Genomic DNA, 25,881 nt, shown 5'->3' with positions numbered 1-25,881 from the left:
AGACAGAAAGGTGCCCGTCCCGTTGCCGTCCGGCAGCAGTGGAGGAAAGCTCCGCGCCAGAAAACGCCCTCTTCTTGGTTCGGTGCGGGCTCAAGGCTGAATCTGGGGTCGCGGCGAACGCGAGTGTTCATTCAAGGTCTCTGAGCGCGCCCATCATCCGAGTTCACGCCAGGAACCGCGCAACACCTTCGCGGATACAAGCTATGATTTCGTCCTGCCGCTCCTCAAGACGGGAGACCGGCCCGCCGACACCGAGGACCAGATTGCGTCCAAAGTCGCGCTTTGGCAGCAGGACTGCAATCACACCCGCATCCTGGACGATGATGTGCTTTGAAAACATGTAGCCGTCGCGCCGGATGCCGTTAATTATCTTCATCAACGCTTTCAGTTCGAAGTGCTCTTCCGGCGGGCAAACGGCATTGATGCGGCGCAGGAGCCGTTCAATCTCGACGTCGGTATGACCACTGAGCAGCGTGCGTCCGATTCCGCTGATCGCAAGCGGCCGGACATCACCGGGTTTAACTTCGAAGCGCAGGCGCTTGCTGGTTTGCAGGGCGTGAATGTACTGAGCATGCAGATCAGATTGTGTGCTGATGCTTACAAGCTCGTCGAGCTTCCCATGAACGAAATCAACCAAGGCAAGGATGGCGCTGTCGCCGAAGAGCCCGGTGTCCAGCCATCGGCCCATCTGCGCAATGCGCATCGTCGGCATATAGGTGCGATTGTAGCTGTCGTAGAACAGGTATCCGAGCATCGCCATGCTTTTCAGCAAGGCCGCGGCACTGGACGTCGGATAGTCGCACTTCGTCGCGACTTCCTTGAGTGAGATCGGGCGCTTCACATCCTCGAAGTACTCGAGGACTTCGAAGATCCGCTTGGCCGACTTGATGCTGGAATCCATCACTTTCACGTATGTGGAAAACTTTCCCCGCTCTGGGACGGCTCCTCGATAAAGCGGTCCCCGAGCGTTGCGCAGCACTACCAATTCTCCGGCCTCATTCGCAACCACTTTTTCCATATATATGGAAGTAGAACTACATATATGTAATGGATGGACTCTGAGCCGCGCCGCTCCTAGTGTTCGTCCCGGTCGACAAGGCCTCGGCGTCATAGCCGCTCAAAAAACACAACGTCCCACCCACCGGTGGGCGCAGGGAGAACGTCATGGAGTCGGGAATCGAATGCTGCGATCGACTGATGTCGATCGGCCGCTGCGCGGGCGTCCCGTCGCCAAGTTGAACCTCCTCGCGACCATTCTCCTCGATGCCGACCGTTGCATTCACGTCGGTGACGCTGACCGGGCCACGCCGGCAACATTAGGACCGAACAGGGATTTGCTTGCATGGACTACAGATTGCCTGAAGGCAGCTGCGATTGTCATTTTCACATCTACGGCCCCTTCGATCGCTTTCCGCAGGGAGACGAGGGACGATTTACCGCCGCGAAGCCGTTCACCATCGAAGACGCCTTTGCCATTTGGGACAAGCTCGGCATTACGCGTGGTGTCATTGTCCATGCGGTCGGCTCGGGAGACGACAACGCCGTCACTTACGACGCGCTGCGTCGCTACCCCGACAGGCTTCGCGCCGTCGCGATCCTGCGGCCTGACGTCTCGGATCGGCGGCTCGATGAACTCACCGACGCCGGCTTCAAGGCGGTGCGCGTGACCATGATCCGGCAGGACGGCAAGCCAGTCTCGACGCTCGGCACCAGCTACGACGATCTGGTCAAGCTCGCCCCTCGCATCGCGGAGCGCGGCTGGCACGCCCAGCTCTGGATCGAGAGCTCGGATCTGGCCGCCGCCGCGGCCGAACTCGAGAAGCTGCCACTCGACTACGTGATCGACCACATGTCACGGACGATGGCTGACAAGGGCCACGAGCACCCGGATTTCCGGGCCTTCACCGACCGGCTGAAGACCGGGCGTTACTGGACCAAGATATCCGGTGCCGACCGCAACACGCGCATCGGCCGTCCCTATGCGGACACGGCGCCCTACATGCGCGCCATCGTTCAGGCTGGGCCCGACCAGGTCGTGTGGGGCAGCGATTGGCCCCACGTCGGCCACAGCGCCGAGACGATGCCCGACCTCCAGGACCTGCTTCGTCTGTTGCACGGATGCGTACCTGATGAGGCCACCCGCCGAAAGATCCTGATCGCCAATCCGGCGCGGCTCTACAATTTCTGACAGGACCGGGACAAATTGGACAATAACAAAACATTGCCGCTCGACGGCGTGATCGTCATCGACCTCGGCCAGGTGTATCAGGGTCCGTATGCCGGCTTCCTGATGGCGCAGGCCGGGGCGACCGTCATCAAGGTCGAGCCGCCAAACGGCGAGCCGGTGCGTCATCGCGCCCGCATCAGCAAGGGCAACGCCGTCCCCTTCGCGATGCTGAACGCCAACAAGCGCAACATCAGCCTGAACCTGAAGTCGCCTGATGGAGTCAGGATCCTGAAGGAGCTCGCCGCGAAGGCCGATGTGCTGATTGAGAACTACGCGCCCGGCGTGCTCGATCGACTGGGCGTCGGCTACGCCGCGCTCAGCGCCATCAACCCGCGGCTGATCTACGGATCGGCCACCGGCTACGGCCTGTCGGGTCCGAGCCGCGACAATCTGGCGATGGACCTGACGGTGCAGGCCGTGTCGGGAATCATGAGCGTGACGGGCTTTTCCGATGGTCCGCCGGTCAAGGCCGGCCCGGCTATCACCGACTTCATCAGCGGCGTGCATCTTTACGCGGGCATCCTCACCGCGCTCTACGACCGCGAGAAGAGCGGCCGCGGCGGGCTGGTCGAGATCGCGATGGTCGAGACCGTCTACCCGGCAATGGCCTCGAATCTGGCCGATGTCTTCAATCGCAAGGCGGCGGCTCCCCGCACGGGCAACCGTCACGGCGGACTGGCCGAGGCGCCTTATAATGTCTACCCCGCATCCGACGGCTACGTCGCCATCATCAGCGTCAACGAATCCCATTGGACTGGACTGACGCGCGCGATGGGGCGGCCGGAACTGGCCGATGACGTGCGCTTCAAGACGGTGCTTGACCGTTTGAAGCACATCGACCTGACCGACCAGATGGTGTCCGACTGGTCCTCGCAGCTCACGCGCGACGAGATCACCGAGCTCTGCCGCGCCAACCGGGTTCCTTGCGCCGCGGTTCGCGACCTGCGCGAGGTGACCGAAGACAAGCATCTCCACGCCCGCGGCATGCTGCGCGAGATCGCCCATCCCGAATACGGCGACATCCTCGTTCATCGCAGTCCGCTGGTGCTGCATGATACAGCGGCGCCGGACTACATCCCGTCCGCGCGTCTCGGTCAGCACAATGGCGAAGTGCTGTCGCAATATCTCGGCCTGTCCGACGGCGAGATCGATGCGCTCCGCCGCGCCGGCGCCATCGCACAAGCATGACGAACATCGAGGGGCGAATGTCTCGGTCCGCGAATTCAGGGGGAGATCACAATGGTCAAGCTGTTTGAAAGCATCGCATTCCGTGGCGTCGAGCTGAGCAACCGCATCGTCGTCTCGCCGATGGGGATGTATTCGGCCGTGAACGGTTACGTCACGCCGTTCCATCTGGTTCACTACGGCAAGTTCGCCCAAGGCGGCGCCGGTCTCGTCTTCGTAGAGCAGACATCGGTCAGCCGGAAGGGGCGCATCACCAACGGCGATCCCGGATTATGGGAAGACGGCCAGATCGACGGCATGCGCCAGATCGTTCATGTCATCAAATCCGGAGGCTCAAAAGCCGCGATCCAGATCAATCACGGCGGACGCAAATCCAGCCAGCAGCGCGCGTTCCGGGGCAACAGCCATCTGACCGACCGCGATATCGAGATGGGCGAGGAAACCTGGGTGCCCACGGGCCCGTCGGATGTCGCGTTCTCCGATGGTTTTCAGACCCCTATTCCTCTCAGCAAGCAAGGTCTCGAGGGCGTGCGCGATGCCTTCGTCGCGACCGCGCGGCGCGCCGTGCTCGCGGGTTTCGACGTCATCGAACTTCATATGGCGCACGGCTACCTGCTGCAATCGTTCCTGTCGCCGCTCGCCAATTTCCGCAACGATGAATATGGTGGCAAGCTCGAAAATCGGATGCGTTTTCCGCTCGAAGTGACGCGCGCCGTAAGGGCTGCGCTTCCTTCATCCACGCCGTTGTTCGTGCGCATATCCGCGACAGACTGGATCGACGGCGGTTGGGAGATCGAGGACAGCGTTGTCTTCTCCCGCGAATTGAAAAAGCTGGGCGTCGATCTGGTCGACTGTTCGACGGGCGGCAATCTGCGCGCCGGATCGACCAATGCCAATCTCGGCCGCGGTCCCGGCTACCAGGTACCCTTTGCCGAACGCATTCGCCGTGACGCCGACATTGCGACCGGCGCCGTCGGCATGATCCGGACCCCTGACTTCGCCGAGAAAGTCCTGCAGGACGGGCGGGCCGATCTCATCTTCCTCGCCCGCCAGATGCTCTACGATCCGTTCTGGGCTCTCCACGCCGCAGAGCATTTCGGGTTGACCGGCAATTTCGAAAAATGGCCCGAGCAATATGGCTGGTGGCTGGCGAAATGGGGCGGCGCCCTTCGAGCAAATGGCGAAAGCCTGGACGCGGTGGAGCGATACCGCGAGGCGGCCGAATAAGACCTCGCTCGCGCGGATCTCGTCGCGAAATCAATCGAAGTTCAAGAAACAGACATTTCCAAAGGGAGTGAAGAAATGAAAAGTGCGCTGGCAGCATCGATGGTTTTCCTGAGCCTTGCTTCGGCTCACGCGCAGGCGCCTGCATCGAAGCCGGTCAAGCTCGGCGTGCTCAACGATCAATCGGGGCAATATGCGGATGCCGCCGGGCCTGCGGCGGTCGAAGTCGCCAAAATGGCGATCGCCGATTTTGGCGGCAAGCTGCTTGGTCAGCCGATCGAGCTCACCTTCGCCGATCACCAGAACAAGACCGATATCGCCTCGGGAATCGCGCGGCGTTGGATCGATACGGAAAACGTCGACGTAATTCTCGACATCGGCAACTCCGCGGTCGCGCTGGCCCTGGCGGACCTCGTCCGCGACAAGAACAAGATGATGATTGTGTCGTCGGCGGGCGCTTCGACGATCACCAACGAAAAGTGCTCTCCCAACACTTTCCAGTGGACATACAATACCAACACGCTGGCGCGCAGCACAGCGAAGGCTTTGATGAACCAAGGCGGTAACGAATGGTTCTTCCTGACGGCCGATTATGCCTTCGGTCATGCGTTCGAAACGGATGCTTCGGCTGTGGTCAAAGCGAACGGCGGCAAGGTCGTCGGCTCGGTGCGCCACCCCTTCAACACCAGCGACTTCTCCTCCTTCCTGCTGCAGGCCCAGAGCTCCGGCGCCAATGTGCTGGCGCTCGCCAATGCCAGCGGTGATACCTCCAACTCGCTGATGCAGGCTCACGAATTCGGCTTGCTCGGTCTCAAGAGCAAGATGAAAGTTGCGGCGCTGCTGTTTCAGATCACCGACGCCAAGTCGGTCGGCCTGAAGAACATGCAGGGCCTGTACACGTCGGAAGCCTTCTACTGGGATCGCAACGATACCTCGCGCGCGTTCGGGAAGCGGTTCTTCGACAAGGTCGGCCGCATGCCGACCATGGTTCAGGCCGGCATGTACTCGGCGACCATGCACTACCTGAAGGCCGTCCAGGCGGCCGGCACGCTCGACACCGCTGCGGTACTAGCAAAATTCCGCTCAATGCCCGTGAACGACTTCTTCTCGGAGAAGGGCTATGTGCGCGAAGACGGCATGCACATCCACGACTACTATCTGCTGCGGGCAAAGACGGTGGAGCAGTCCAAGACGCCGTGGGATTTCTATGACGTCGTCGCAACCGTCCCGGCCGAAGACGCCAACATTCCGCGCGAACAAAGCAAGTGTTCGCTGATGAAGAAGTCGTGATCGCCAGGTATTGTGAGAAAGCCGGGCGGCGGACGCAGTGCTGCCGCCTGGCGCTGCCGCGGATGTCGTCAACGTGCGTCCCTTTTCACATCCATGGAAATGCTGCGCCGTCAGTGACACGCATTGGCACGCGAACACCGGCCCCCTAATCTTCCCCGCAACAAACAAGGGAGTCCGGGATGAACGAAACGCTGCTGTTCTCGCCGCTACGCATTCGGGACGTCGCATTCAAGAACCGGATCGTGGTCCCGCCGATGCTGCAATACGTTGCGGAGCGCGGCTTTCCGACCGCCTGGCATATCGCCAACGCGGGCAAGTTCGCCGCAGGCGGCGCCGGCATGGTGATCGTGGAGTCGACCAAGGTCGAGCGCCGCGGCTGCGGAACGGTCGGAGACCTCGGCATCTGGGATGACAAGTTCATCGCTCCGCTCCGTGACATCGCGAGCTTCATCAAGTCGAACGGCGCCACAGCCGGCATCCAGCTCGGTCATACCGGCCGGAAAGGAAAGGCCCGGCGGCCCTGGGAGGGAGATGGCACCCTCTCCGCCCGGGACCTTGCTGACGTCGATGACGTTGACGGCTGGGACCTGATCGGTCCGAGCGCGCTTGCGTTCGGCAACGGCTATTTCACGCCCCGCGCGCTGGAGCGCAGCGAAATTCCCGATGCGATCGACGCCTGGGGCAAGGCGGCCGCGCGCGCCGATCGGGCCGGCTTCGACGTCGTCGAGCTGCACGCCGCCCATGGTTATCTGATCCATTCGTTCCTCTCGCCGGAAGCGAACCAGCGCACGGACGATTATGGCGGCAGCGAAGCCAACCGCATGAGGTTTGCCATCGAGGTCGCCGAGTCCGTGCGCGCCAACTGGCCGGCGTCGAAGCCGTTGTTCGTCCGCCTGTCGATAGAGGACGAGGCCGGCTGGGGTCCGGCGGAGAACGCCAGGCTAGTGCGCATCCTCAAGACGAAGGGCGTCGATGTCATCGACTGCAGCACCGGCGGGCTCAACAGCAAGGTCCCCAACTTCTTCCGCCTCAACGAGTACGGCTATCAGGTCCAGTTCGCGGACTATATCCGCCGCGAAGCCGATATCATGACCATGGCAGTCGGTCTCATCATTCACGGCGACCAGGCCGAAGCGATCCTTCAGGACAAGAAGGCCGACCTCGTCGCCGTCGGCCGCGAGTTCATCCACAACCCGAACTGGGCGATGGATGCGGCGCAGAAACTCGGCGTCGACCCGACTTTCAGCGCGGTCCCGCCGCAAATGGGTTACTGGCTCGAAAAGCGGGCCCGCCGCGGCTTTGGCGGAAATCCCTCCACATGGCAGAAAGGCATCGCGGCGGATAGCTGATAACCGCCGGGGGTGGTTGCGCAGCGACATTGCCTGTGCTGATTGTTTGCGGAGCGTGCTGCGGCTCGCCTCGTGAACATCCAGCAATGCGAGCCATCACCAGACATGTCGTACCAAGATTTGATCAAGCAGACCGAGGCCCGACGGCCAGCGGCTTGGGAGTTGCTCGGCGTCGGCGCTGTCGCCTACGATCAGACACGCGATCGCGTCGTGATCGAATGGCATGCCGAGCCGCGGCATTGTCATTCCACTGAAGGCCATCCCAAGGGTGGCATCGTGCAAGGTGGAATCGTCACGGGCTGGCTCGATGCGGCCATGGCGACCGCCAGCTTGCTGCGCGGTGAATACCTGATCACGGTCGCGAGCCTGGAGATCAAGGTCGCATTCCTGCTTCCGGCGCATCCCGGCCTGTACCGCACCCATGGCAAGGTCGTTCGGCAGGGCCGCAGCATCGGCTTCATGGAGGCCGAGCTGCGGGACGCCAACGACGTGCTTATCGCAACTGCGAGTTCGACGGCGGCTCTACGGCCCAGGAATTCCGCCGGGCCCAGCCCGGCGTGATCTTTTTGCAGCTCTCGGCGATCAGAAGCCGTAGAGCCGGGTCGGATTGTCGATCAGGATCTTTTTGCGGACGGCTTCGTCAGGCACGCAACGCCTGAACAGATCCATCAGCACGCACTCCTTCGGGACGGCGTCTTCTGCGTGCCCGACATGCGGCCAGTCGCTGCCCCAGACCAGCCGGTCCGGGTTGGCGGCAACCAGCGCCTTCATGAAGTCCTCGGTGTCCTTGTACGGGCTGCCAATGCGCGTGTTGCGGTCCGCGCCAGACAGCTTGCACCAATAGCGACCGCTCTTGAGGCCGCGGTCGCAGAACCACTGGTAGCCGCTGTAACTGACAGTTTTGTCTGCCATGGTGCGGCCCTGGTGGTCGATGACGAAGTCGAGCGGGAGCTTTTCGATCTCCGGCGCAAGCTGCTGCAGATCGCCGGTCTCGATCCAGAGCTGCGCGTGCCAGCCACGCTCGGCGATGCGCGGCGCCAAGGCCTTCAGGTCGTCCAGATTCATGCCGCCGCCCGACAACACAGGCTTGCCGTCCTGATACAGGAGATTGATGCGCACGCCCTTGAAGCCGGCATCGGTCAACTCGTCCAACCGCTTGTCGGTCACGTCCTGATTGAGGATAGCGACTGCACGCAGCTTGTCCGGAAAACGCTTCAACGCCTCGAACGTCACCTCATTATCCGAGCCGGCATTGCCTGCATGGACGATCACGCCGCGCGAAATGCCGATCGACTTCCAGACTTCGAATAGCATCTCGACCGGGAATTCCTGCTTCGGAGCAAATTTGCCGGAATAGTCGACCGGGAAACGATCGAACGGCCCATAGATGTGGACGTGGCAATCAGCGCTGCCATCCGGAAATTTTTCGAGCAACTCCGTCATTGTGCCCCCTCACTTGCCGGCGAAATTGGCGGTCCGGCGCTCCGCCGTGGATTTGACGCCTTCGCGGAAATCGTCCGTTACGCGCAGACGGTTCTGCTCGGCGAGTTCATGGTCCGTCGCCTTCTTGACGCGGTCCGCCAGTCCGGCACGCATCGTCGCACGGGTGGACAGCAGGCCGAGCGGCGAGCATTCGGCAATCTCCTGCGCGAGCGACATCGCGGCCGCGCGAACCTGGTCCTGAGCGACCAGCACGCTGGCCAATCCCATCGCCAGCGCCTGCTCACCGGTGACGCGCCGGCTGGTGTAGAACATCAGCTCGGCGTTCGACTTGCCGATGGCTTCCGGCAGGGTGACGGTCAGTCCGAAGCCGGGATGGAAGCCGAGGCGCGTGAAGTTCGCGGCAAACCGGGCCTCGGGGCAGGTCACGCGGAAATCCGCCGACATCGCGAGGCCAAAGCCGCCGCCGATCGCAGCGCCCTGCACCGCTGCGACGATCGGCTTCTTATTCCGGAAGATGCGCACGGCCTCGATATAGAGGTGACCGCCGTCTCGCTGGTCGCCACTGGCCGACGCGTCCCGGGCCGGCGTATTGAAATCCGCGCCGGCACAGAACGCCTTGCCCTGCGCGGCAAGAACGACGGACCGGATCTCGCTGTTTGCATCGATTTTGTCGAGCGCATCGGCGATGTCGCGGATGAGCTGAAGATCGAAATAGTTCAGCGGCGGCCGCTGGATCTCGATCATTGCGACGTGGCCTTGCGTGGTGACCGCGATATCAGTGCTCATGTGATGTCAGATTCCCTTTGTCCTGATCAGCGAAGTCCAAGTCCGCGCGCGATGATGCCGCGCAGGACTTCCGTGGTGCCGCCCTGGATCGTCAGCTTCGGTGCGATCTTGAGCTCGAAATCGAGCTTGTTGCGGAAGGTGTCCTCCTCGTCGTCCTCGAGGTCGAGCAACGAGGCGAGCTCGCGGACCCGATGCGGCAGGCCCTGCTCCCAAACCGTGCCGAGGTCCTTGACGATCGCGGCCTCCACAACCGGTTCACGGCCCGCCTCGAGCATCCCAGCCACCGAGACCGACATGCGGCGCAGCGTGTGCAACTGCGCGACCAACCGACCGATGCCGACGGTCACGCGCACGTCCGGTTTCGCGCCCGCGGCGTGAGTGAGAGCAAGCAGCGCGTCGTAGGTTTCGAGAAACCGTTCAGGGCCGGAGCGCTCATAGGCCAGCTCGCTCGTTGCCTGCTTCCAGGCGCCGTCGACCTCGCCGATGACGTGATCGTCCGGGATGAAAGCGTCCTGGAACACGACCTCGTTGAAGTCGCGCTGGCCGCTCATCTGCCCGATCGGCCGGCAGGTGATGCCCGGCGTCTTCATATCGACCAGGAACGACGTCAGGCCGTGCCGCCGGTTCTCCTTGGTCGAACCCGAGGTCCGGAACAGGCCGATCATGTAGTCCGCAATGTGCGCGCTGCTCGTCCACACTTTCGTTCCGTTGATCAGCCAGCCGCCATCCGTCTTGGTCGCCTTCGTGCTTGCCGCGAACAGGTCCGAGCCGGAGTTGGGCTCGCTCATGCCGATACAGAAGAAAAGCTCACCGCGGATGATCCGAGGCAGCACGTTCTGCTTGATCTTTTCGTGGGCGTATCGAATGAGGGTCGGGCCGCTCTGCCGGTCCGCGACGAAGAAGCGCCGCACGGGCGCATTGGCGATGCGCATCTCCTCGGTGACGACATAGCGCTCGAGGAAGCTGCGCTCCTGACCGCCATATTTCTTCGGCCAGGTCATGCCGATCCAGCCATTCGCGCCTACGCGGCGGGAAAACTCATCCGCGTTCTTGTCGCCGACCTCCGGCCTGTCCGGATCGAACGTGCCGGCTGCGACCTCGCTCTCCAGAAACGCACGGACCTCCTTGCGCAGTTCCTGGCAGTGGGGCGGCAGGCGCATGGCATCGAAATGAATGAGGGACATCGCGGCTCCTTTCAGCGAGAGGCCAGCAGGGGCCAGAGTTCCCGGGGACCTCTGGCGGCGATGAACTCGCCGAGTTTGAGGCTCCAGAACGTTTCGTCCCCGAACTCATCGCGCCACGACAGCAGACGGAGCGTGAACCGGTGCAGGATATGCTCGTCAGTGAAGCCGATCGCGCCGTGCACCTGATGGGCAATGCCTGTCCCGACCTCCGCGGCCTCGCTGCAACGGATCTTGGCGGCTGTGATCTCCAGCAATGCGGCGTCGTCATCGAAGCTGGTATTGACAATGGTATCAGCCGCTGACGCCGCAGCGGACGCTGCCGCAGCAACTTCTCCACCGAGCCGCGCGAGGCTGTGCTGGATCGCCTGGAATTTCGCGATCGGCTTCTCGAACGCCACACGCTGCTGCGAGTAAAGAACCGAGAGTTCGAGTATCCTGTCCAGAGCGCCTGCAATCTGCTGCGCTCGGGCCGCTGCGCCCATCAGCAGGAGGACGTCCTTCTCACGTGCTCCCGCATCCCTCAAGCGCGCACTGTGAACCGGCAGAACGTTCGCGAACTCCACGGTGTCGCGCGCGTCCCCTGCGAGGCTCTTGCCATGCTTCAGCTTGCAATCGGCGGTTCGGACCAGAGCGACCAACGGCCCCTCGTCCCCAGTCGCTAGGACGACGAGATGCTCGACATCGCTGGCAAAGGGCACCATGCGGGCCCGGCCGTTGACGCGGCCGGCCTTGTCGAGCGTGAGATGATCCTTCGGCCGCACCGGCGCCACCGTCATCGGGCCGCCCGGCGCGGTCAGACCCGCACGATCCAGCAGCCACCCGGCGAGAAGCGCTTCCGCGAGTGGCACTCCCAATGCCGCGCGGCCGGCCTCGCGAATGATGCCGAAGCCATCGCCAAGCGACGCCCCTGCCCCGCCAGCGGTCTCCGAAGCCCAGGCGAGGTCCAGTCCGATTTCCTGAAGCGACGACCAGAGCGGCGCCTTCCAGGCATCATCGCGCTTCTGCACGATGGTCTGCGGATCGGCGAGATCCGCAAAGACACGCGCGGCTGTCTCGACAACCAGGGTTTCCGAAGCTGACATCGTCTCTTTCTCGTTAAGTGGATGAAGGGCGGGGGCCGATCACGCCCTCGGTTCGCAGCGCGGAGATCTCAGGCTCCGACATCTTGAGCATCGACGACAGTACCTCGTCGGTGTTCGCCCCCAATCTGGCAGAGACCGCAGCAGGCAACCTGTCGGCACCGTGGATGCGGATCGGGCTGTCTGGAATCACGATCCGTCCGAACTGCGGATGCTCGAGCCATTCCAGCATCCCGCGCGCATGCATATGCCGGTCATTGCAGACCTCTTCGAGGTCGCGAACCGGCGCGGAGGGCACTTTGAATTTCGCCAGCGCCGCGCAGGCCTCCTCGCGGGTGATCTTCGAGCTCCAGTCCGCGATCAGCTGGTCGGTTTCGTCCATGTTGCGGACTCGCGCAACCTTGTCCCGGAAACGCGGATCATCAGCGAGCTCGGTCCGCTCGATGGCTTGCAGCAGGGAGGACCAATGCTTGTCGTTGGTCGCGATGATCGCGATGTAGCCGTCGCTCGCCGGATAGACATTATAGGGCGCCGCCGAGAGCCCGCCGTGTCGATTGCCGGTGCGCGGCGGCGCCCGGCCGATGTCGTACATGTAGGCCAGGTTCGAGGCGAGCGCGGGAAACACGGCCTCCTGCATCGCCACTTCCACCAGCCGGCCGACGCCCGTGATCTGCCGCTCGTACAAGGCCGTCATCACGCCGGCATAGAGGTGAATGCCGCTCATGAAATCGACCAGCGCCGGGCCGGCCTTTACGGGCGGACTGTCCGGAAAGCCGGTGACGCTCATCAGCCCCGACACGGCCTGAACGGTCACGTCCATCGCCAGATTGTCCTTGTCCGGACCCGACAGCCCGTAGCCGGATCCCGAGGCGTAGACCAGCCGGGGATTGAGCTCGTGCAGCACCGACCAGCCGATGCCGAGACGATCCATCACGCCGGGCGCGTAGTTTTCGAGCAGAACGTCGGCGTCCTTAACAAGACGCTGGAGGATTTCCTTGCCCTTGGCGGATTTCAGATCGAGCGTGATGCACTGCTTGTGGCCGTTCAGCATCGCAAACGGCGCGCCCGAGCCGCGGCTGACGCTGTCGCGCTGTCGAACCGGCTCGCCGGCGAGCGGCTCGATCTTGATCACCTTAGCCCCGGCCTTGGCCATCAGATAAGTTGCGTACGGCCCTTGATAGACCTGACCAAGATCGATGACTGTAAGGCCATCGAGCGGAAGATTGCGTCGACCCAGCATGTGTCCTTCTCGAATTTCCTTGCAACGAGCTATCCCGGCTAAGCGCCAAGGTAGGCTTCCTGGATGTCGGGCGCGCCGGCGATCTCGCCGGCCGATCCCTCGCGCACGATCGAGCCCACCCTCAGCACATAGGCGCGATCGGCAATCTTAAGCGCCGCACGCATGTTCTGTTCGACCAGAAGCGCCGAGAGGCCCTTGGCCCGCAGCGCGCCAATCGCGCCGAGCACGAATTTTGAGAAGAACGGCGACAGGCCGAGTGACGGCTCGTCGAACAGGATCAGCTGCGGCCGCGCCATCAGGCCGCGACCAATCGCCAGCATCTGCTGCTCACCGCCGCTGAGATTGCCGGCGGCCTGCCCGAAGCGCTCGCGCAGGCGCGGGAACATGTTCAGGACGTCCTCGACCGAGAACACGGGGCCACTGCCGAACGCGTCGACGATCTTCAAGTTCGCCTCGACGGTCATCGACGGGAATATCTCGCGCCCTTCGGGCACGTGGCTGATGCCCGCGCGGCTGAGCGTCCAGGGCTTGCGTCCGTCGATGCGCTTCTCTGCGAATTCGATGCGGCCCGCCGCTATTGGCAGCACGCCGGAGACCGCGTTCAACAGCGTGGTCTTGCCCGCACCGTTGGCGCCGAGGATGGCGACGATCTCGCCGCGATTGACCGAGAGCGAGACGCCGCGTAGCGCGACGACCTTGCCGTAAACCGCCGAGACGTCCTTGACCGTCAGCAGCGTGCCATCACTCGTCATCGTCAGCCCCCAGATAAGCGGTCACGACTTCCGGATGACTGAGAACGTGATGCGGCGCGTCGACCACGACAGGCCTGCCGTCCACGACGACAAGCGCGCGGCCACAGAGTTGCCGGATCACGGCCATGTCGTGCTCCACGATCAGGATCGTCCGCCCAGGCGCGATCGCACGGATCAGCGCGATGAAGTCGGCAGTCTCCCGGCCGTTCATGCCGGCTGCCGGTTCGTCGAGAAACATGATCTTCGGATCGGACATCAACGCTATGCCGACAGCGAGCCGGCGCTGCACGCCATAGGCCAGCACGCCCGCCTTTCGATGCCGCTCTCCGTCAAGGCCGATAAGCGTGAGCACCTCCTCGACGCGCGTCTGGAAGGCCTGCTGATCCCTCGCAAAGGTTTTGCTGCCGAAGATTCGGCCCAAGACGCCGTGGTGAAAGCTTGCATGGCGCCCGAACAGGAGATTTTCGAGCACCGTGCTTTCGGCGAACACCGCTGTCCTTTGAAAGGTCCGGGCGACACCCGAGCGCGCGATGTGGTGCGGCGGCATCCCCGCGATCTCGCTGCCCATGATGCGGATCGATCCGCTAGTCGGGACCGTGATACCGCAGAGGATGTCGAACAACGTCGACTTGCCCGCGCCATTCGGACCGATGATGCCGAAAATCTCGCCGTCCTGAACGTCGAGGCTGACGCCGTTCAGGGCCGTCACGCCGCCATACCGCTTGACGATATCGCGGGCCGAGACGACTGGACGCTTAGCGACTGCGATCGTCATCTGTCTTCCTTCCCAACCGGTCGCGCAGGGCAACGCCCAGTTGATGCAGCCCCCCCGGGGCAAACATCATGATCAGAATGATGATCGACGAAAAGACCAGGATCCTTATGTTCGGATCGAGGTTCATCGCCTGCGGTATCAACGTGAACATTGCAGCACCGATGACGGGGCCGACCACGAGTTGCGCGCCGCCCAGCAGCACCATCAAGAGTCCGTCCACAGTGTTCGCGACGCTGAACACCTCGGGTGTCACGATCTGGGTGTAGGGAACAGCAAGCGCGCCGGCCAGCGCAGCGAACGGCGCGCTCAGCATGAAGGCCTTCAGCCGGACACGCGCGACATTGACGCCCACGGAACGGGCAAGATGAGGATTTTGGCGCACACTGTCCATCGCGGCGCCGAAGGGAGACCGGCGCAGAGCTACGAGGAACAGGATCGCGAGCAGGAGAACGGTGGCGGTGACCGCAAAGTAGGTCTGCGGATCTGATAGCTGAAGCGGCCCGATCTCGATTGGGGGGAAGCCGAACAGGCCGAGCGGACCTCCGGTGATCTCCTCGAGATTCGTCGCCGCGACCATGGCGACCCCGGTGAGGCCCCAGGAAACGATCGAGAAATAGGCGCCGGTCAGACGCAACGTGATGATTCCGATGATAGCGGCCAGTACCACGGACAAGACGAGTGCGATGAGCACCGACACTTCGAAAGGCAGCCCCAGTTTGCCCATTCCGATCGCCGCGCCATAAGCTCCGACACCGAAGAACAAGCATTGGCCGAGCGGGACTTCGCCGACACCGCCGAGGATGATGTTGATGCTCAAGGCAAAAAGGGCGAACGCGCAGGTATAGCCCGCCAGAGTTACCACAAACGGGTCGGTGAAGGTGTAAGCGAACACCGCGATAACGATGAGAGCGCAGGCGACGTAGGAGGCCTCCCGCGCGGTGCGTCCAGACCTGCTCTTGTCCGAGACAGCGACCAGCTTTGTGTCGATCATCGTGCCGAAGTCCTGGGTCGCCATTTTAGTGCCGATGCTGCTGGAGTTGACCGAGCAGTCCCTGTGGACGGAACAGCAGCGTGGCGATGACAAGCGCCCAGCCCAACGCGGGCGTCCAGGAGACGGAGACATAAGTTTCGAACAGCGCGTTGGCGACACCGATCAGAAGCGCTCCCAGCATTGCGCCAGGAATACTGCCCATGCCGCCGAGGATCACGACGGTAAATCCGACGATCAGGGCGCTGTATCCCATGGTCGGATAGATCGTCGAGATCGGCGCCAGCAGTGCACCGGCAAGACCCGCCGCGGCGACCCCGAGCACAAAGGCAAGCGCGCGTATCCAGGGCACGTCAATCCCGGAATAGAGCGCGCCGCGCGCGTTCTGGGCAACCGCGACGACCTGCTGCCCCTTGATGCTCAGGCGAAGCCAGAGTCCGAGGGCACCGAGCACGAGCACTGAGCAGACGAAGATGAAAGCGCGCTGCGAAGTGACGAAGATCCCGAGAAATCGCATCGTGCTCTGCCCAAGAGGCGACGGCACAGGAAGCGGATCCGGCCCGAAGATCAGGATCAATCCGGCCACAGCGGCCTGACCGAGCGCGAAGGTCACGATCAACGAGCCGTGATGCGAATCACCGTAGAGGCTGCGCCGGATGACAATCCATTCGGTCAGCGCTCCAATGAGCACGACGATCAGGACGGATAGCGGAACAGCGGCCAAATAGTTCAGGCCTTGCGACGTCAGCAAATAGCAGGCGTAGCCGCCCATGGCGAAGAACGCGCCATGGGCAAAGTTTGCGATGCCTACGATTCCAAAGATCAGCGTCAGGCCGACGGCGATGACGGCATAGCCGGCGCCCAGCACCAATCCGTTGACGAGGGTTTGAGTCAGAAGTTCCAAAGCCGGCGCACCTTCTACTTAGATCAGCGGTCGATCTTCAGTTCGCGCTGACGCGCTCGAGTTGAACGACAGCCCCGTTCTCGACACGCTGAATGTAGAAGTACGGCGCGCGCGCCCTGCCCTTTTCATCGAACTTCAGCAGGCCACGCGGGCTCTGCCAGGCGCCTTCACGAATGACCTTCGAGATCTTGTCGTAGTCGCTATCGGTGCCGGCCTTGTCCATTGCGGACGCAATGAGGTTGATCGCTTCGAAAATCACCAGCTCGCCTTTGCCCGGGACGCTGTTGAACTTCTTCTGGTAGTTCTCGACGAATTCCTTGCCGTCCGGCCCCGGATCGGACGCCATGAAGATCTCACCCGTGATAACGCCATTCATGGCGCCTTCTGAGGGCTTGATCATGCCCGGCGTCACAACGCCCGGCGACATCACCTCGGTCTTGAAGCCACCGATTTGGCGCACCTGCTTCCAAAGCTGCGCTGCGCGCGCCGGATAGGCGTCGGCAACGTAAATCATGTCCGGATTGCTTGCCTTGATCTTGGTGAGAATCGACGTGAAGTCGTTGGTCTCGGCATCGTAGGTCGATGTGCTGACCAGCTCGATGCCGGCTGACTTGAGGCTTTCCTTGAGCTTCTCCAGAACGGTCTTGTTAAACTCGGAATTCTCGCCCATGTAGGCGACCGTCTTGGGCTTCAAGGTCTTCACGATGTAGGCGTTGAACGCTTCCGAATTCAGCGATACCGTGTTGTTGATCTGAAACAGCCAGGGGCTTCCCTGATCGGTGATGGCATCAGCCTGCGCGCCCGCATTCACCTGCAGTATCCGTTTCTTTGTGACAGAGGACTCCGCAAGCACGACCGAGCTATTCGTTCCGCCGGTGATCGCCTTCACCCGCCCGACGGACATCAGCTTCTGCACGGCTGCAACTCCGCCCTGAGGAGTGCCCTTTTCGTCTTCGAAGACCAGCTCGATCTTCCGGCCGCTGAGAATGCCGCCGCGCTGGTTAACGAGTTCCGCTGCATATTCCGCCCCGCGCTGCAGCTCTTGTCCGTAAGTCGCTGCCGCGCCGCTCAGCGGCAGCGCTAGACCGATCTTTACCGGGTCGGCAGCCATCGCGCTGGGCGTGAAAGCGAGCTGCAAAGTGGTGGCCATGACGGCCCCTACCGAAAACATGACCTTTATACGATCCGCAAGCTTCATCGTTCTTCCCTTATGATTTTCTGCCGGACGCGCTGCGACGCCCCGGCGGGTTCCTTGAATGCAGGTCGGCTCAGACGTTCGAACTCAATTCAGATTGCGCTGAAAGAGATCGAACAGGCGCTCCCAATGTCGCTCGGTGCTGGCCTTGTGGTAGAGGCGCCGGCTTGGAAACGCGAAACCGTGCTCGGCTTCTGGATAGTATTCCAGCCGTCCGTTAATACCGGCCGTTTTGATTGCCTGCGACACCTGCTCCAGCATCTCGGGCGGTGCGTAGTGATCGTGTTCGGCGAGGGCAAAGTAGATCTCGCCCTTGATCTTGTCCGTGACGAGATGTGCGGAATCTGGTTGGTCGGTGACGAGCCGGGCACCATAGACAGACGCGCCTGCGGCCATGCGATCCGGAAACACGCCCATCGCGCGATAGACGTAGCGGCCGCTCATGCAATAGCCAACGCATCCCGTCTTGCCCTGCCGCGCCGCCGGCTCATTGGCGAGGAACTCAAACATCACCTGGGTGTCTTCCATCACCATGGTATTCGTGAGGTGGCGGTTGAGCTTCCACATCAACTCCAGCTTGTCGGCGCAAGCAGGGTCCCACAGCCGATTGGCGTCGAGATCGACGCAGCGTACCATGCGGTAATACATATTCGGCATGATGACGTAGTAGCCGACCGTTGCGAGCCGCCGGCACATGTCTGACAGCTCCTCGCGGACACCGACCGAGTCCATATAGAAGATGACGACAGGGAATGGTCCTGGACGGTCCGGATGGAACACGTACGTGTTCATCATCCCATCCCTGGTTTTCAGATCGACGACCTTCTCCTGCACGACTCCACCCATTTAATTCATGTTGTATCCCGGCGCGTTCAAGGCGCGAGGTGGGCGGGACAATGTGCCGAGCCGAAGCCGAAAGCCAGAGCATTACAGATATGCGTGCGTATTTACAGATATGTGAAAATGCATCTGCTCAATTGCGGACTTTTGTCGCGGGCGCGCTATCCTCTCTCGAGACAAACTTGTCGATGCCTTCGCGAAGTGATCTCACGATTTGCGTTCGCTTGGACACGAGCCGATCGACCGGCCCGCCCACGCCGATGGCCAGGATGCGGCCGTGGCGTCGCTCGGGCAACAACATACCGATGACACCAGCCCCGGCCGTCACCGTATGAAGCGAGATGACGTAGCCATCCTTGCGGATCTTGCGGAGCTTCTGCATCAGTTCCTTGAGATCGACCTTCTTCCTCCGGTCTTCCTCCTCGAAATTGATGCGACGCACGAGCTTCTCGATTGTCTCGTCCGAACGCGCGCTCAGCAACATCCAACCGAGGCCAGAGCGAGCCAGTGGGCGAATAGTCCCGGGTCTGATCGAGAACTGGATCGTGCGCGGTGATGGCTGAACATGGATATATTGCATGTACAGGTCACTCTGCGTTGCGATGCTGACGGTCTCTTCCGTTTCCTTGTTGAGGTGGTTGACCAGCGCCGAAATTCCACGCTCGCCGAAAAGCGCGCCCTGCACCCAGTGTCCGAGCTGAACGATCCGCATCGTCGGCATGTAGGTCCGCGAATAGCGGTCGAAATCGACATAGCCGAGCACCACCATGCTCTTGAGGACCGCGGACGCGCTGGAGACGGGATAGCCGAAGCGCAACGCGACCTCCTTGAGACTCAACGGTCGCTGCACTTCATCGAAATATTCCAGTATTTCGAACAGCCGCTTGGCCGTCTTGATGACCTCTTTGGACATATTTCCTCGCTTTCTTTTTCACATAGATAGAAAAGTTTTCCCGTGGACGAAAGTTATTTCGCGGAATCCTCGTGTTTGCTACAAGGCGCTCGCCAACAGAGGTCGCCAATGGTTTCCGCCGAACACATGAAGTTCGAAGTGTCCGATCGTGTTGCGACGATCACGTTCGACCGGCCGGACAAGATGAACGCCTGGACGTCGGTCATGGAGAGCGAGCTGCGCCGCCTGATGAGGATCGCGTCCGAGGACGTCGGCGTGCGCGCGATCGTGATCACCGGCGCGGGCCGGGGCTTCTGCGCCGGCGCCGACATGGGACGCCTCTCCGACGCATCGTCGGGAAACACGAGCGCCGCCCCCCCGGTGGTCCCCGCGGAAAGTGACGATGATCTGGCGCAGCGATACAGCTACCTGCTCGCCGTCCCCAAGCCGATCATTGCGGGCATCAATGGCGCCATCGCAGGTGTTGGTCTTTGCATCGCGTTGTATTGCGATTTGCGCTTCATGGCCGCGGGTGCAAAGCTGACGACGTCTTTCGCCCGGCGCGGCCTCATCGCAGAACACGGCAGCGCCTGGATGTTACGTCAGCTCATCGGGCCGATGAATGCCGCGGACCTTCTTCTTTCGGGGCGCGTCGTCGAGGCGGCGGAAGCCGAGCGGCTTGGCCTCGTCCGAATGTTGCCCGCAGACACTTTTCGCGAGACGGTTCAGCAGACCGCGTCGGATTTCGCCAATCTCTGCTCGCCCCGATCCATGCGCATCATCAAGCAGCAACTCGCGGCAGCCCCTCGGCAAACGCTCGCCGAAGCAACGCAGCTAGCGAACAGGGAAGTCGCGATCTGCCGGGGAACCGAAGACTTCAAGGAAGGCGTTGCCCATTTCGTCGAAAAGCGCGCGCCGCGCTTCACCGGCAAGTAAACGCGAGCTCGTGGTCATCTTAAATTGGTGTGAGGTCCGTGCTGAGCGCCTGCCCCCGATCATCGAGGCGGCCGGGCTCGGCTCGGCGGGGGCAATATTGTGATCAGCCGTGACCGGCAAGGAGCGCAAGAAAGCTGCTGCCTTACGTGGTGATGCTCCGCTCAACATCGGCCTCGACACCATTCGATGCTAACGCCAATCTCGTGGGCGGGAGTGGAAGTAGCAGCAGGCCCCAAGTCGCATTTCCCGAATGGTCTCGCGAATTACTAGGAAAGCGTCATGGCCTACCTTCCCGTCGGGCCGCAGTTAATAGGTCGGATCAGGTAGCGAGGGTCGGTATCCGCCTGCCAACGAACTCATCTCGATGGCCCGCGTGGATTCCAGCGCGATCTCGTCGAGTTCCTCCTTGGTTACCTCAATGAATTGGTCCTTCTCGAACTGGTATCGCTTTACGATTTCCTCGTTACGATATCCTCGTTGGGCACCCTCATCGCGGTATCACGTCAACTTTCAGGTACTTGATGCGGTGCCCAGTGGCCCGTTGAGCTGGTTCAACGCGAAGTTCTCGCTCTCCGATGTCGCCAAGTATACGTGTAACTCCGCTTCACTTTGCTCCCTGAGATGCTCGCATCGGTTCTGAGGCAACGAAGCGCAGCGGGCTGGTTGGTCAATCACGTGTTTTGCTAGTGCGATGCTAGTATGGACACTGCTGTGTCGTCATACTCGGACAGCAGTCGGCAAGTCTCCGAGTCATTCGCAATGGGCCAACCATCGTCAGGCAGGACACGACGGAAACCCAAGACCAGCGGACACGCTTGAGCCGATCTGGATGGCTATGCGACAGTGACGGCCTTGCCGTCGATGGCCGCCTGGATTTCAGCTTCGCTCAGGCCCGCTTCGCGCAACACCTCGCGCGAATGCTCGCCGAGGCGCGGCGCCATGCGATGGATGCCGGCCGGACTTTCCGAGAACTTCGTGGCCGGGCGCGCCTGCCGGATACGTCCTTCGGTGGGGTGGTCGATATCGGCGAACAGTCCGACGGCCGCGAGATGCGGCTGCTCGCCGATCTCGGTGATGCGGGCAAAGGCGGTGTGCGGCACGTCAAGCCCGATTAGCAATTCCTCCCACTCCGCGGTGGTGCGGGTATAGCCGATCTCGCTCATGCGGTCGTAGATCTTGTCGATGTTCTGGGAGCGCAGCACGGGATCGCGCACGCCGAGCTCGTCACTCAATTCAGGCCGGCCGACGGCTTCGAAGAATGCGCACCAATTGTCCCCGGAGTAGGGCAGCATCGTCAGCCAGCCGTCCTTCGTCCGCACCGGGCGCCGGTTCTTCATCCGCTTGTAGCCGGTCGGCCCGATCGGCGGATCGAAGGCGTGGCCACCCAGCATCTCGATGCTGTTGAAGCCGGCGATGGTCTCCAGCATCGGCACCTCGACCATCTGCCCCTGCCCGCTGCGCTCGCGCCGGAACAAGGCGGCAGAGACGGCGCCAGCCATCGCCATCGCACAGATCTTGTCCCCGATCAGGCTCGGTACGAATTCCGGCTCCTCGTCCGATCCGATCGAGGATGCGAGGCCGGAGGCGGCCTGAATGATCTCGTCGAAGGCGGGACGCGCAGCCCACGGGCCGTCCTGGCCGAAGCCCGTGGCCGCGGCGTAGATCAGCCGTGGATTAAGTTTTGCGCAATCACCATAGCCGAACCCGAGCCGCGCCATCGCGGCTGGCCGCACATTGGTAACGAGCGCATCCACGGTCGGGATCAGCTTCGCCATCGCGGCCTTGCCTTCGGGATGCTTTAGATCGAGCGCGAGGCTACGCTTGTTGCGGTTGACCGCCATGAACTGGCCGCTCATGCCGCGGTTTCGAAACACCCCGGTGTAGCGCCAGGTGTCGCCTCCAGGCGGTTCGACCTTGATGACATCGGCGCCCCAGTCGCCGAGCATCTGCGCAGCATAGGGACCGAACAGCACGCTCGTCAGATCGAGAACGCGGATACCGCTGAGAGGGCCGGTTGGTGCCATCGTCTCTTCACTGTCGTTGGAGGAACGGTTGCGGGGGCAAGTTCGAGCAGGCTAGGCTGCCGCCCTGCCCGCCCATTGCATTGCGTCGATGCTATTCGCCGATTACGTCGCCGAAGAGTTCCCAGGACTTGCCATTGAAGCGCGCCATCTGCAACTGACGGATCGGCGTCACCTGCTCGGCCGAGGTGTTGAGCTTGATGCCGGGCAACAGCATCGGCAGTTCGACGTCCTTGAACGACTGCGTCTGCTTCATCAGATTGGCGCGCGTCAGATCGTTGCCGGCGCGCTGCAGCACCAGCTCCATGATCTGTGCCATGGTGTAGCCGGTGACGTTGAAGATGTCGGCAGGATCCGCTCCGGAATTGTAGGTCTTCATCCATTCGCGCCAGGCCTTCATACCGGCGTCATTCTCCCAGCGCGGATCGCCGGGATCCTTCTGGAAGGCGCCGGTGACGATGCCGACGGAATTTTCGAGCCCGGCCGGCACCAGCACGGACCCGACCGAATTGGACACGGCGGGAAGGATGATCTGCGGCTTCCAGCCGAGTTCGGCGATCTTCTTGATCGCCTGCGCCGCGAATTTCGGCGTGCATTCGTTGAAAACAACGTCGGCGCCGGCGGCCTTGAACTTGACGATCTGGGAATCGACGGTCGGGTCCGTCGTCTCGTACACCGCTTCCGAGACGATCTGGTTGACGTGCTCGCCGAGGCCTTCCTTGAAGCCGGCGAGGTAGTCGCGGCCGGGATCCTCGTTCGGCGTGATGACTGCGATCCTGGCATCGGGCTTGTTGGCCAGAATCCACTTGGCGTAGATTCGGCCCTCGGTCCGGTAGGTCGGCTGCGAGCCGGTGGTCCAGGGGAAATGCTGCGGATCGTTCCAGCGGCTGGCGCCGCTCGATGGGAACAGCTGCGGGATCTTCTTGGCGTTGAGATATTTCTGCGCCGCGATGTTCGGGCCGGTGCCGAGCATCGAGAACATCGCCAGCACCTCGTCGCTCTCGGTAAGGCGCCGAACCTGCTCGACAGTCTTCGACGGCGAATAGCCGTCATCCATGCTGAGCAGCTCGACCTTTCGGCCGTTGATGCCGCCCTTGTCGTTGAGCATCTTGAAATAAGCGATCTCGGCACGACCGATCGCGGAATAGGCCGAGGCCGGGCCTGAATAGGGCATGGTCTGCCCGAGCTTGATTGTCGTGTCCGTCGCACCCGTGTCGTAGTTTCCGGCAATTGCAGCTGAAGCGGCACAGAAACTTGTGAATAGAGCGACGGCGCCAAGCCCGAATTGTCTTCTCTGCATTTCTAGATTTCCTCCTGCCAAGACCATGGCTGCGAGTTCTTGCGCCGCTCGGCCTTGGGTCGTTTGTTCTTGATTGTCCTAAGCCGCAGTAACTCGACATCGGCCAAGGAGCTTATACTCGCGTTTTGCACTTTGAGATGTACCGGAGATGTCAGACGCTTATGCGCAACTTGCAACCACTCCGCTTGTGACGCGCATCGTGACATTTCCCCTTGTGAAGCGTCGCCATTTGTTTCGGACCGTCGCAATGGACAGGTCGCCCGCTAATGACTGGACCGAACCTTCAGGAGGGCATTAATTAAGCCCTGGTATAGCGCCGCGACCGGATTTCGATGGGTTAGACATGCCTAGGACAAGAAAGAAAGCGTTGGCGGATAGCCACATCACGGAAGCTACGAGCTACGGGCCTCCGGCGGCCGGATCGGTCAAGTCGGCGGGACGTGTGCTGCGAATTCTCGAATTTTTCGACGAGATCCAGCGCGACGCGCGCGTTGCAGAAGTAGCCGAGCGGCTGGAATTTCCGCAATCGTCGACCTCGATCCTGCTCAACTGCCTCGTCGAGCTCGGCTACATGGACTATCTGCAGGAAAGCCGCAGCTTCCTGCCCTCGCCGCGCGTCACCTTGCTCGGAACCTGGCTCGACAAGGGGCCTGTCAGAAACGGCAGCCTGATACGGATGCTCGAAGAGCTGTCCCAAAAGACTGGCGATACCGTCATCATCGCCGCCCGGAGCGGGATCTATGCGCAATATATCCACGTTTTGCAGGCGCGAGCGACCATGCGCTTTCACGTTCCGCCCGGGTCCAGGCGCCTCGTGGTCTGGTCGGCCACCGGGTTTGCGCTGCTGAGCGCCAGCAGCGACAAGGAGATCCGCAGCCTCTGCACGCGCACCAACGCGGAGGCTGCGCTCGACATACCGCGTATCGACATCAACCGGGTGCTCGAGAACGTCGAGCGCACGCGCCATGAAGGCTTCTTCTTCTCGGCGGGTCTCGTCACCCCTGGCGCCGGATCGATTGCCGTGCCGCTTCCCGCGAGTATCGATGGCTGGAACCGGGCGCTTGCTGTCGCGGTGTCGGGTCCTCTTCAGGATATCACGCGGCGGCAGACGGAGATCGTGGCGCTGCTCAACGATGTCGTGCAGCGCTATCTCCGCCCTATATCCTCGAGCTAGAGCGCACCGGCAGCTGCCGGCCCGTCGACGAGCAGCGGCCACAGGCCCTCGCCGCCCTGCGCGCAGATCATCCGGCCGATTTTTTCCTGCCACCAGGGTTCAGCCCCCCATTCGTCGCGCCACGACCAGAGACGGCGGGTGGCGTAATGCAGCGGATGCTCCCGGGTGAACCCCATCGCGCCATGGACCTGATGGCAGAGGGCCGCGACCTGCCCGGCGGATTCGCCGCAGCGGGATTTTGCAATCGCCACGGCGAGCGCATTATCGCCCAGCCGTGGCGATTCCGTCAGCGCATCGCCTGCCGCCGAAGCCGCAGCAAAGTGGCCTGCCGCAATCGCCAGCATATGCTGGATCGCCTGGAACTTCGCGATCGGGCGGCCGAACTGCACGCGCTCATTGGCGTAGGACAGCGCGTAGTCCATGCACCGCTCCATCCCGCCAATCATCTGCTGGATGCGGATCGCGGCGCCAAACGGCATCAGGCCACTCGCGCCGAGACAGGAGGGCGCCGGCAGGACATCGCTCGTGGCGAGTTGCACACCGCTGAAGTCGACATCTTCGCGTGGCTCATAGGCGACGTTCCGCCGTATCTTGTTCGAACGCGCTTTATCGGTCAGTACGCGACAGAGGAAGGCCTTGCCATTCGCGTCGCATGCGAGGACGAGCGCAGTCGCTGCCTGTCTGCCCCAGGCGACATGCCGGGCCGTTCCCTGCAATGTTGCGCCCGTTCCGTTCGATGCGAGCGTGATACGATCCTGCGGATTGACCGGCGCAAGTGTCACCGCGCCCGCAATGACCTCGCCGCCGGCGTCGGTCCAGAGCGCGTTGGCTATCATGGTCTCCGCCAGCGGTAGCGGGACGGAATGAAATGCCGATCTGCGGATCAGGTTTGCCGCAACGTCCGCGGCCAGCCCCGCCCCGCCTTTCATTTCGATCACCAGTGCCAGCGGCAGGCCGGCATCTTCCACCGCACGCCATAGCGCATCTGGCCATTCACCGGAGTCGGCCGCCGACAGGACCTTCTTGTCGATGTGTTGTGCGAACAGGCGGTCGGCCTGCTCGAGCACAATTGCGGACATGTCTTCCATGGCGTCCTC

At 62.2% G+C, this 25,881-nt stretch carries 24 protein-coding genes and 1 pseudogene; 8 read left to right on the top strand and 17 right to left on the bottom strand.

Translation table 11 applies throughout. The annotated features are described in order from the left end of the window. Positions 1–163: 163 nt before the first annotated feature. On the bottom strand, positions 164–901 hold the full coding sequence (locus IVA87_RS27105; protein WP_247335925.1) for a helix-turn-helix domain-containing protein: 738 nt from the start codon (positions 899–901) through the stop codon (positions 164–166). A gap of 441 nt (positions 902–1,342) precedes the next feature. Between IVA87_RS27105 and IVA87_RS27100 the strand changes: the two genes are divergently transcribed. The 6 genes from IVA87_RS27100 to IVA87_RS27075 all read left to right on the top strand — a co-directional run bounded on the left by IVA87_RS27100 (position 1,343) and on the right by IVA87_RS27075 (position 7,836). Further along, positions 1,343–2,188: an amidohydrolase family protein gene (locus tag IVA87_RS27100; RefSeq protein WP_247335921.1), complete on the top strand. Its 846-nt coding sequence runs from the start codon at positions 1,343–1,345 to the stop codon at positions 2,186–2,188. A gap of 15 nt (positions 2,189–2,203) precedes the next feature. Then, complete coding sequence (locus IVA87_RS27095) at positions 2,204–3,415, top strand: CoA transferase (RefSeq protein WP_247335918.1); 1,212 nt, start codon at positions 2,204–2,206, stop codon at positions 3,413–3,415. 51 nt (positions 3,416–3,466) lie between these two features. After that, positions 3,467–4,639, top strand: coding sequence for an NADH:flavin oxidoreductase/NADH oxidase (locus tag IVA87_RS27090; protein WP_247335916.1), 1,173 nt, complete (start codon positions 3,467–3,469; stop codon positions 4,637–4,639). Between the two features lie 75 nt (positions 4,640–4,714). Then, a complete protein-coding gene (locus IVA87_RS27085; RefSeq protein WP_247335913.1) occupies positions 4,715–5,926 on the top strand; it encodes an ABC transporter substrate-binding protein in 1,212 nt (403 codons plus the stop codon). Positions 5,927–6,105: 179 nt separating this feature from the next. Beyond that, positions 6,106–7,275: an NADH:flavin oxidoreductase/NADH oxidase gene (locus tag IVA87_RS27080; RefSeq protein WP_247335910.1), complete on the top strand. Its 1,170-nt coding sequence runs from the start codon at positions 6,106–6,108 to the stop codon at positions 7,273–7,275. Between the two features lie 105 nt (positions 7,276–7,380). Beyond that, on the top strand, positions 7,381–7,836 hold the full coding sequence (locus IVA87_RS27075) for a PaaI family thioesterase (RefSeq protein ID WP_247335907.1): 456 nt from the start codon (positions 7,381–7,383) through the stop codon (positions 7,834–7,836). A gap of 21 nt (positions 7,837–7,857) precedes the next feature. On the opposite strand, the gene IVA87_RS27070 is transcribed toward IVA87_RS27075, so the two are convergent. The 12 genes from IVA87_RS27070 to IVA87_RS27015 form a co-directional block, all read right to left on the bottom strand. After that, positions 7,858–8,718: an amidohydrolase family protein gene (locus IVA87_RS27070; protein WP_247335904.1), complete on the bottom strand. Its 861-nt coding sequence runs from the start codon at positions 8,716–8,718 to the stop codon at positions 7,858–7,860. Between the two features lie 9 nt (positions 8,719–8,727). Continuing rightward, entirely contained in the window at positions 8,728–9,504 is a 777-nt protein-coding gene (locus IVA87_RS27065) for an enoyl-CoA hydratase/isomerase family protein (RefSeq protein WP_247335901.1), read from the bottom strand. Between the two features lie 26 nt (positions 9,505–9,530). Continuing rightward, entirely contained in the window at positions 9,531–10,688 is a 1,158-nt protein-coding gene (locus IVA87_RS27060; RefSeq protein ID WP_247335899.1) for an acyl-CoA dehydrogenase family protein, read from the bottom strand. 11 nt (positions 10,689–10,699) lie between these two features. Next, positions 10,700–11,770: an acyl-CoA dehydrogenase family protein gene (locus tag IVA87_RS27055; protein WP_247335897.1), complete on the bottom strand. Its 1,071-nt coding sequence runs from the start codon at positions 11,768–11,770 to the stop codon at positions 10,700–10,702. 13 nt (positions 11,771–11,783) lie between these two features. Beyond that, the gene (locus IVA87_RS27050; protein WP_247335894.1) at positions 11,784–13,007 is read right to left on the bottom strand and encodes a CoA transferase; all 1,224 of its coding nucleotides are present in this window, start codon (positions 13,005–13,007) and stop codon (positions 11,784–11,786) included. 38 nt (positions 13,008–13,045) lie between these two features. Beyond that, positions 13,046–13,759 (bottom strand): ABC transporter ATP-binding protein, encoded by a 714-nt coding sequence (locus tag IVA87_RS27045; RefSeq protein ID WP_247335892.1) that lies wholly within the window; start codon positions 13,757–13,759, stop codon positions 13,046–13,048. Beyond that, positions 13,749–14,534 carry an ABC transporter ATP-binding protein gene (locus tag IVA87_RS27040; protein ID WP_247335890.1) on the bottom strand — a complete coding sequence of 262 codons (786 nt, stop codon included), beginning with the start codon at positions 14,532–14,534 and terminating at the stop codon, positions 13,749–13,751. Before IVA87_RS27040 ends, IVA87_RS27045 begins: the two co-directional genes overlap by 11 nt. Then, complete coding sequence (locus IVA87_RS27035; RefSeq protein ID WP_247335888.1) at positions 14,515–15,549, bottom strand: branched-chain amino acid ABC transporter permease; 1,035 nt, start codon at positions 15,547–15,549, stop codon at positions 14,515–14,517. Before IVA87_RS27035 ends, IVA87_RS27040 begins: the two co-directional genes overlap by 20 nt. A gap of 1 nt (position 15,550) precedes the next feature. Next, on the bottom strand, positions 15,551–16,426 hold the full coding sequence (locus IVA87_RS27030) for a branched-chain amino acid ABC transporter permease (protein ID WP_247335886.1): 876 nt from the start codon (positions 16,424–16,426) through the stop codon (positions 15,551–15,553). A gap of 37 nt (positions 16,427–16,463) precedes the next feature. Next, the gene (locus IVA87_RS27025; RefSeq protein ID WP_247335884.1) at positions 16,464–17,624 is read right to left on the bottom strand and encodes an ABC transporter substrate-binding protein; all 1,161 of its coding nucleotides are present in this window, start codon (positions 17,622–17,624) and stop codon (positions 16,464–16,466) included. An 84-nt stretch (positions 17,625–17,708) separates the two neighbouring features. Next, complete coding sequence (locus tag IVA87_RS27020) at positions 17,709–18,455, bottom strand: dienelactone hydrolase family protein (protein ID WP_247335882.1); 747 nt, start codon at positions 18,453–18,455, stop codon at positions 17,709–17,711. A gap of 139 nt (positions 18,456–18,594) precedes the next feature. Beyond that, complete coding sequence (locus IVA87_RS27015) at positions 18,595–19,374, bottom strand: IclR family transcriptional regulator (protein WP_247335880.1); 780 nt, start codon at positions 19,372–19,374, stop codon at positions 18,595–18,597. A gap of 108 nt (positions 19,375–19,482) precedes the next feature. Here IVA87_RS27015 and IVA87_RS27010 point away from each other — a divergent pair, with 108 nt between their 5' ends. Beyond that, a complete protein-coding gene (locus tag IVA87_RS27010) occupies positions 19,483–20,289 on the top strand; it encodes an enoyl-CoA hydratase-related protein (RefSeq protein WP_247335878.1) in 807 nt (268 codons plus the stop codon). Between the two features lie 240 nt (positions 20,290–20,529). Here IVA87_RS27010 and IVA87_RS27005 read toward each other — a convergent pair. The 3 genes and pseudogenes from IVA87_RS27005 to IVA87_RS26995 all read right to left on the bottom strand — a co-directional run. Then, positions 20,530–20,934, bottom strand: a pseudogene (locus IVA87_RS27005) (Ku protein); the annotation flags it as partial. Positions 20,935–21,122: 188 nt separating this feature from the next. Next, complete coding sequence (locus IVA87_RS27000) at positions 21,123–22,313, bottom strand: CoA transferase (RefSeq protein ID WP_247335875.1); 1,191 nt, start codon at positions 22,311–22,313, stop codon at positions 21,123–21,125. Between the two features lie 91 nt (positions 22,314–22,404). Further along, positions 22,405–23,610 (bottom strand): ABC transporter substrate-binding protein, encoded by a 1,206-nt coding sequence (locus tag IVA87_RS26995; protein ID WP_247335872.1) that lies wholly within the window; start codon positions 23,608–23,610, stop codon positions 22,405–22,407. Positions 23,611–23,953: 343 nt separating this feature from the next. On the opposite strand from IVA87_RS26995, the gene IVA87_RS26990 reads away from it, so the two are divergent. Then, positions 23,954–24,784 carry a helix-turn-helix domain-containing protein gene (locus IVA87_RS26990; RefSeq protein ID WP_247335869.1) on the top strand — a complete coding sequence of 277 codons (831 nt, stop codon included), beginning with the start codon at positions 23,954–23,956 and terminating at the stop codon, positions 24,782–24,784. Here the strand turns inward: IVA87_RS26990 and IVA87_RS26985 are convergent. Further along, positions 24,781–25,872, bottom strand: a complete 1,092-nt coding sequence (locus IVA87_RS26985) for an acyl-CoA dehydrogenase family protein (protein ID WP_247335867.1) — start codon at positions 25,870–25,872, stop codon at positions 24,781–24,783. The genes IVA87_RS26990 and IVA87_RS26985 overlap by 4 nt on opposite strands. Positions 25,873–25,881 lie beyond the last annotated feature (9 nt).

The organism is Bradyrhizobium sp. 147 (assembly GCF_023073935.1).
In the GTDB taxonomy this organism is placed as follows: Bacteria; Pseudomonadota; Alphaproteobacteria; order Rhizobiales; family Xanthobacteraceae; genus Bradyrhizobium.
The sequence above is the reverse complement of the archived record's forward strand: the minus strand, read 5'-3'. Positions and strand labels throughout refer to the sequence as shown.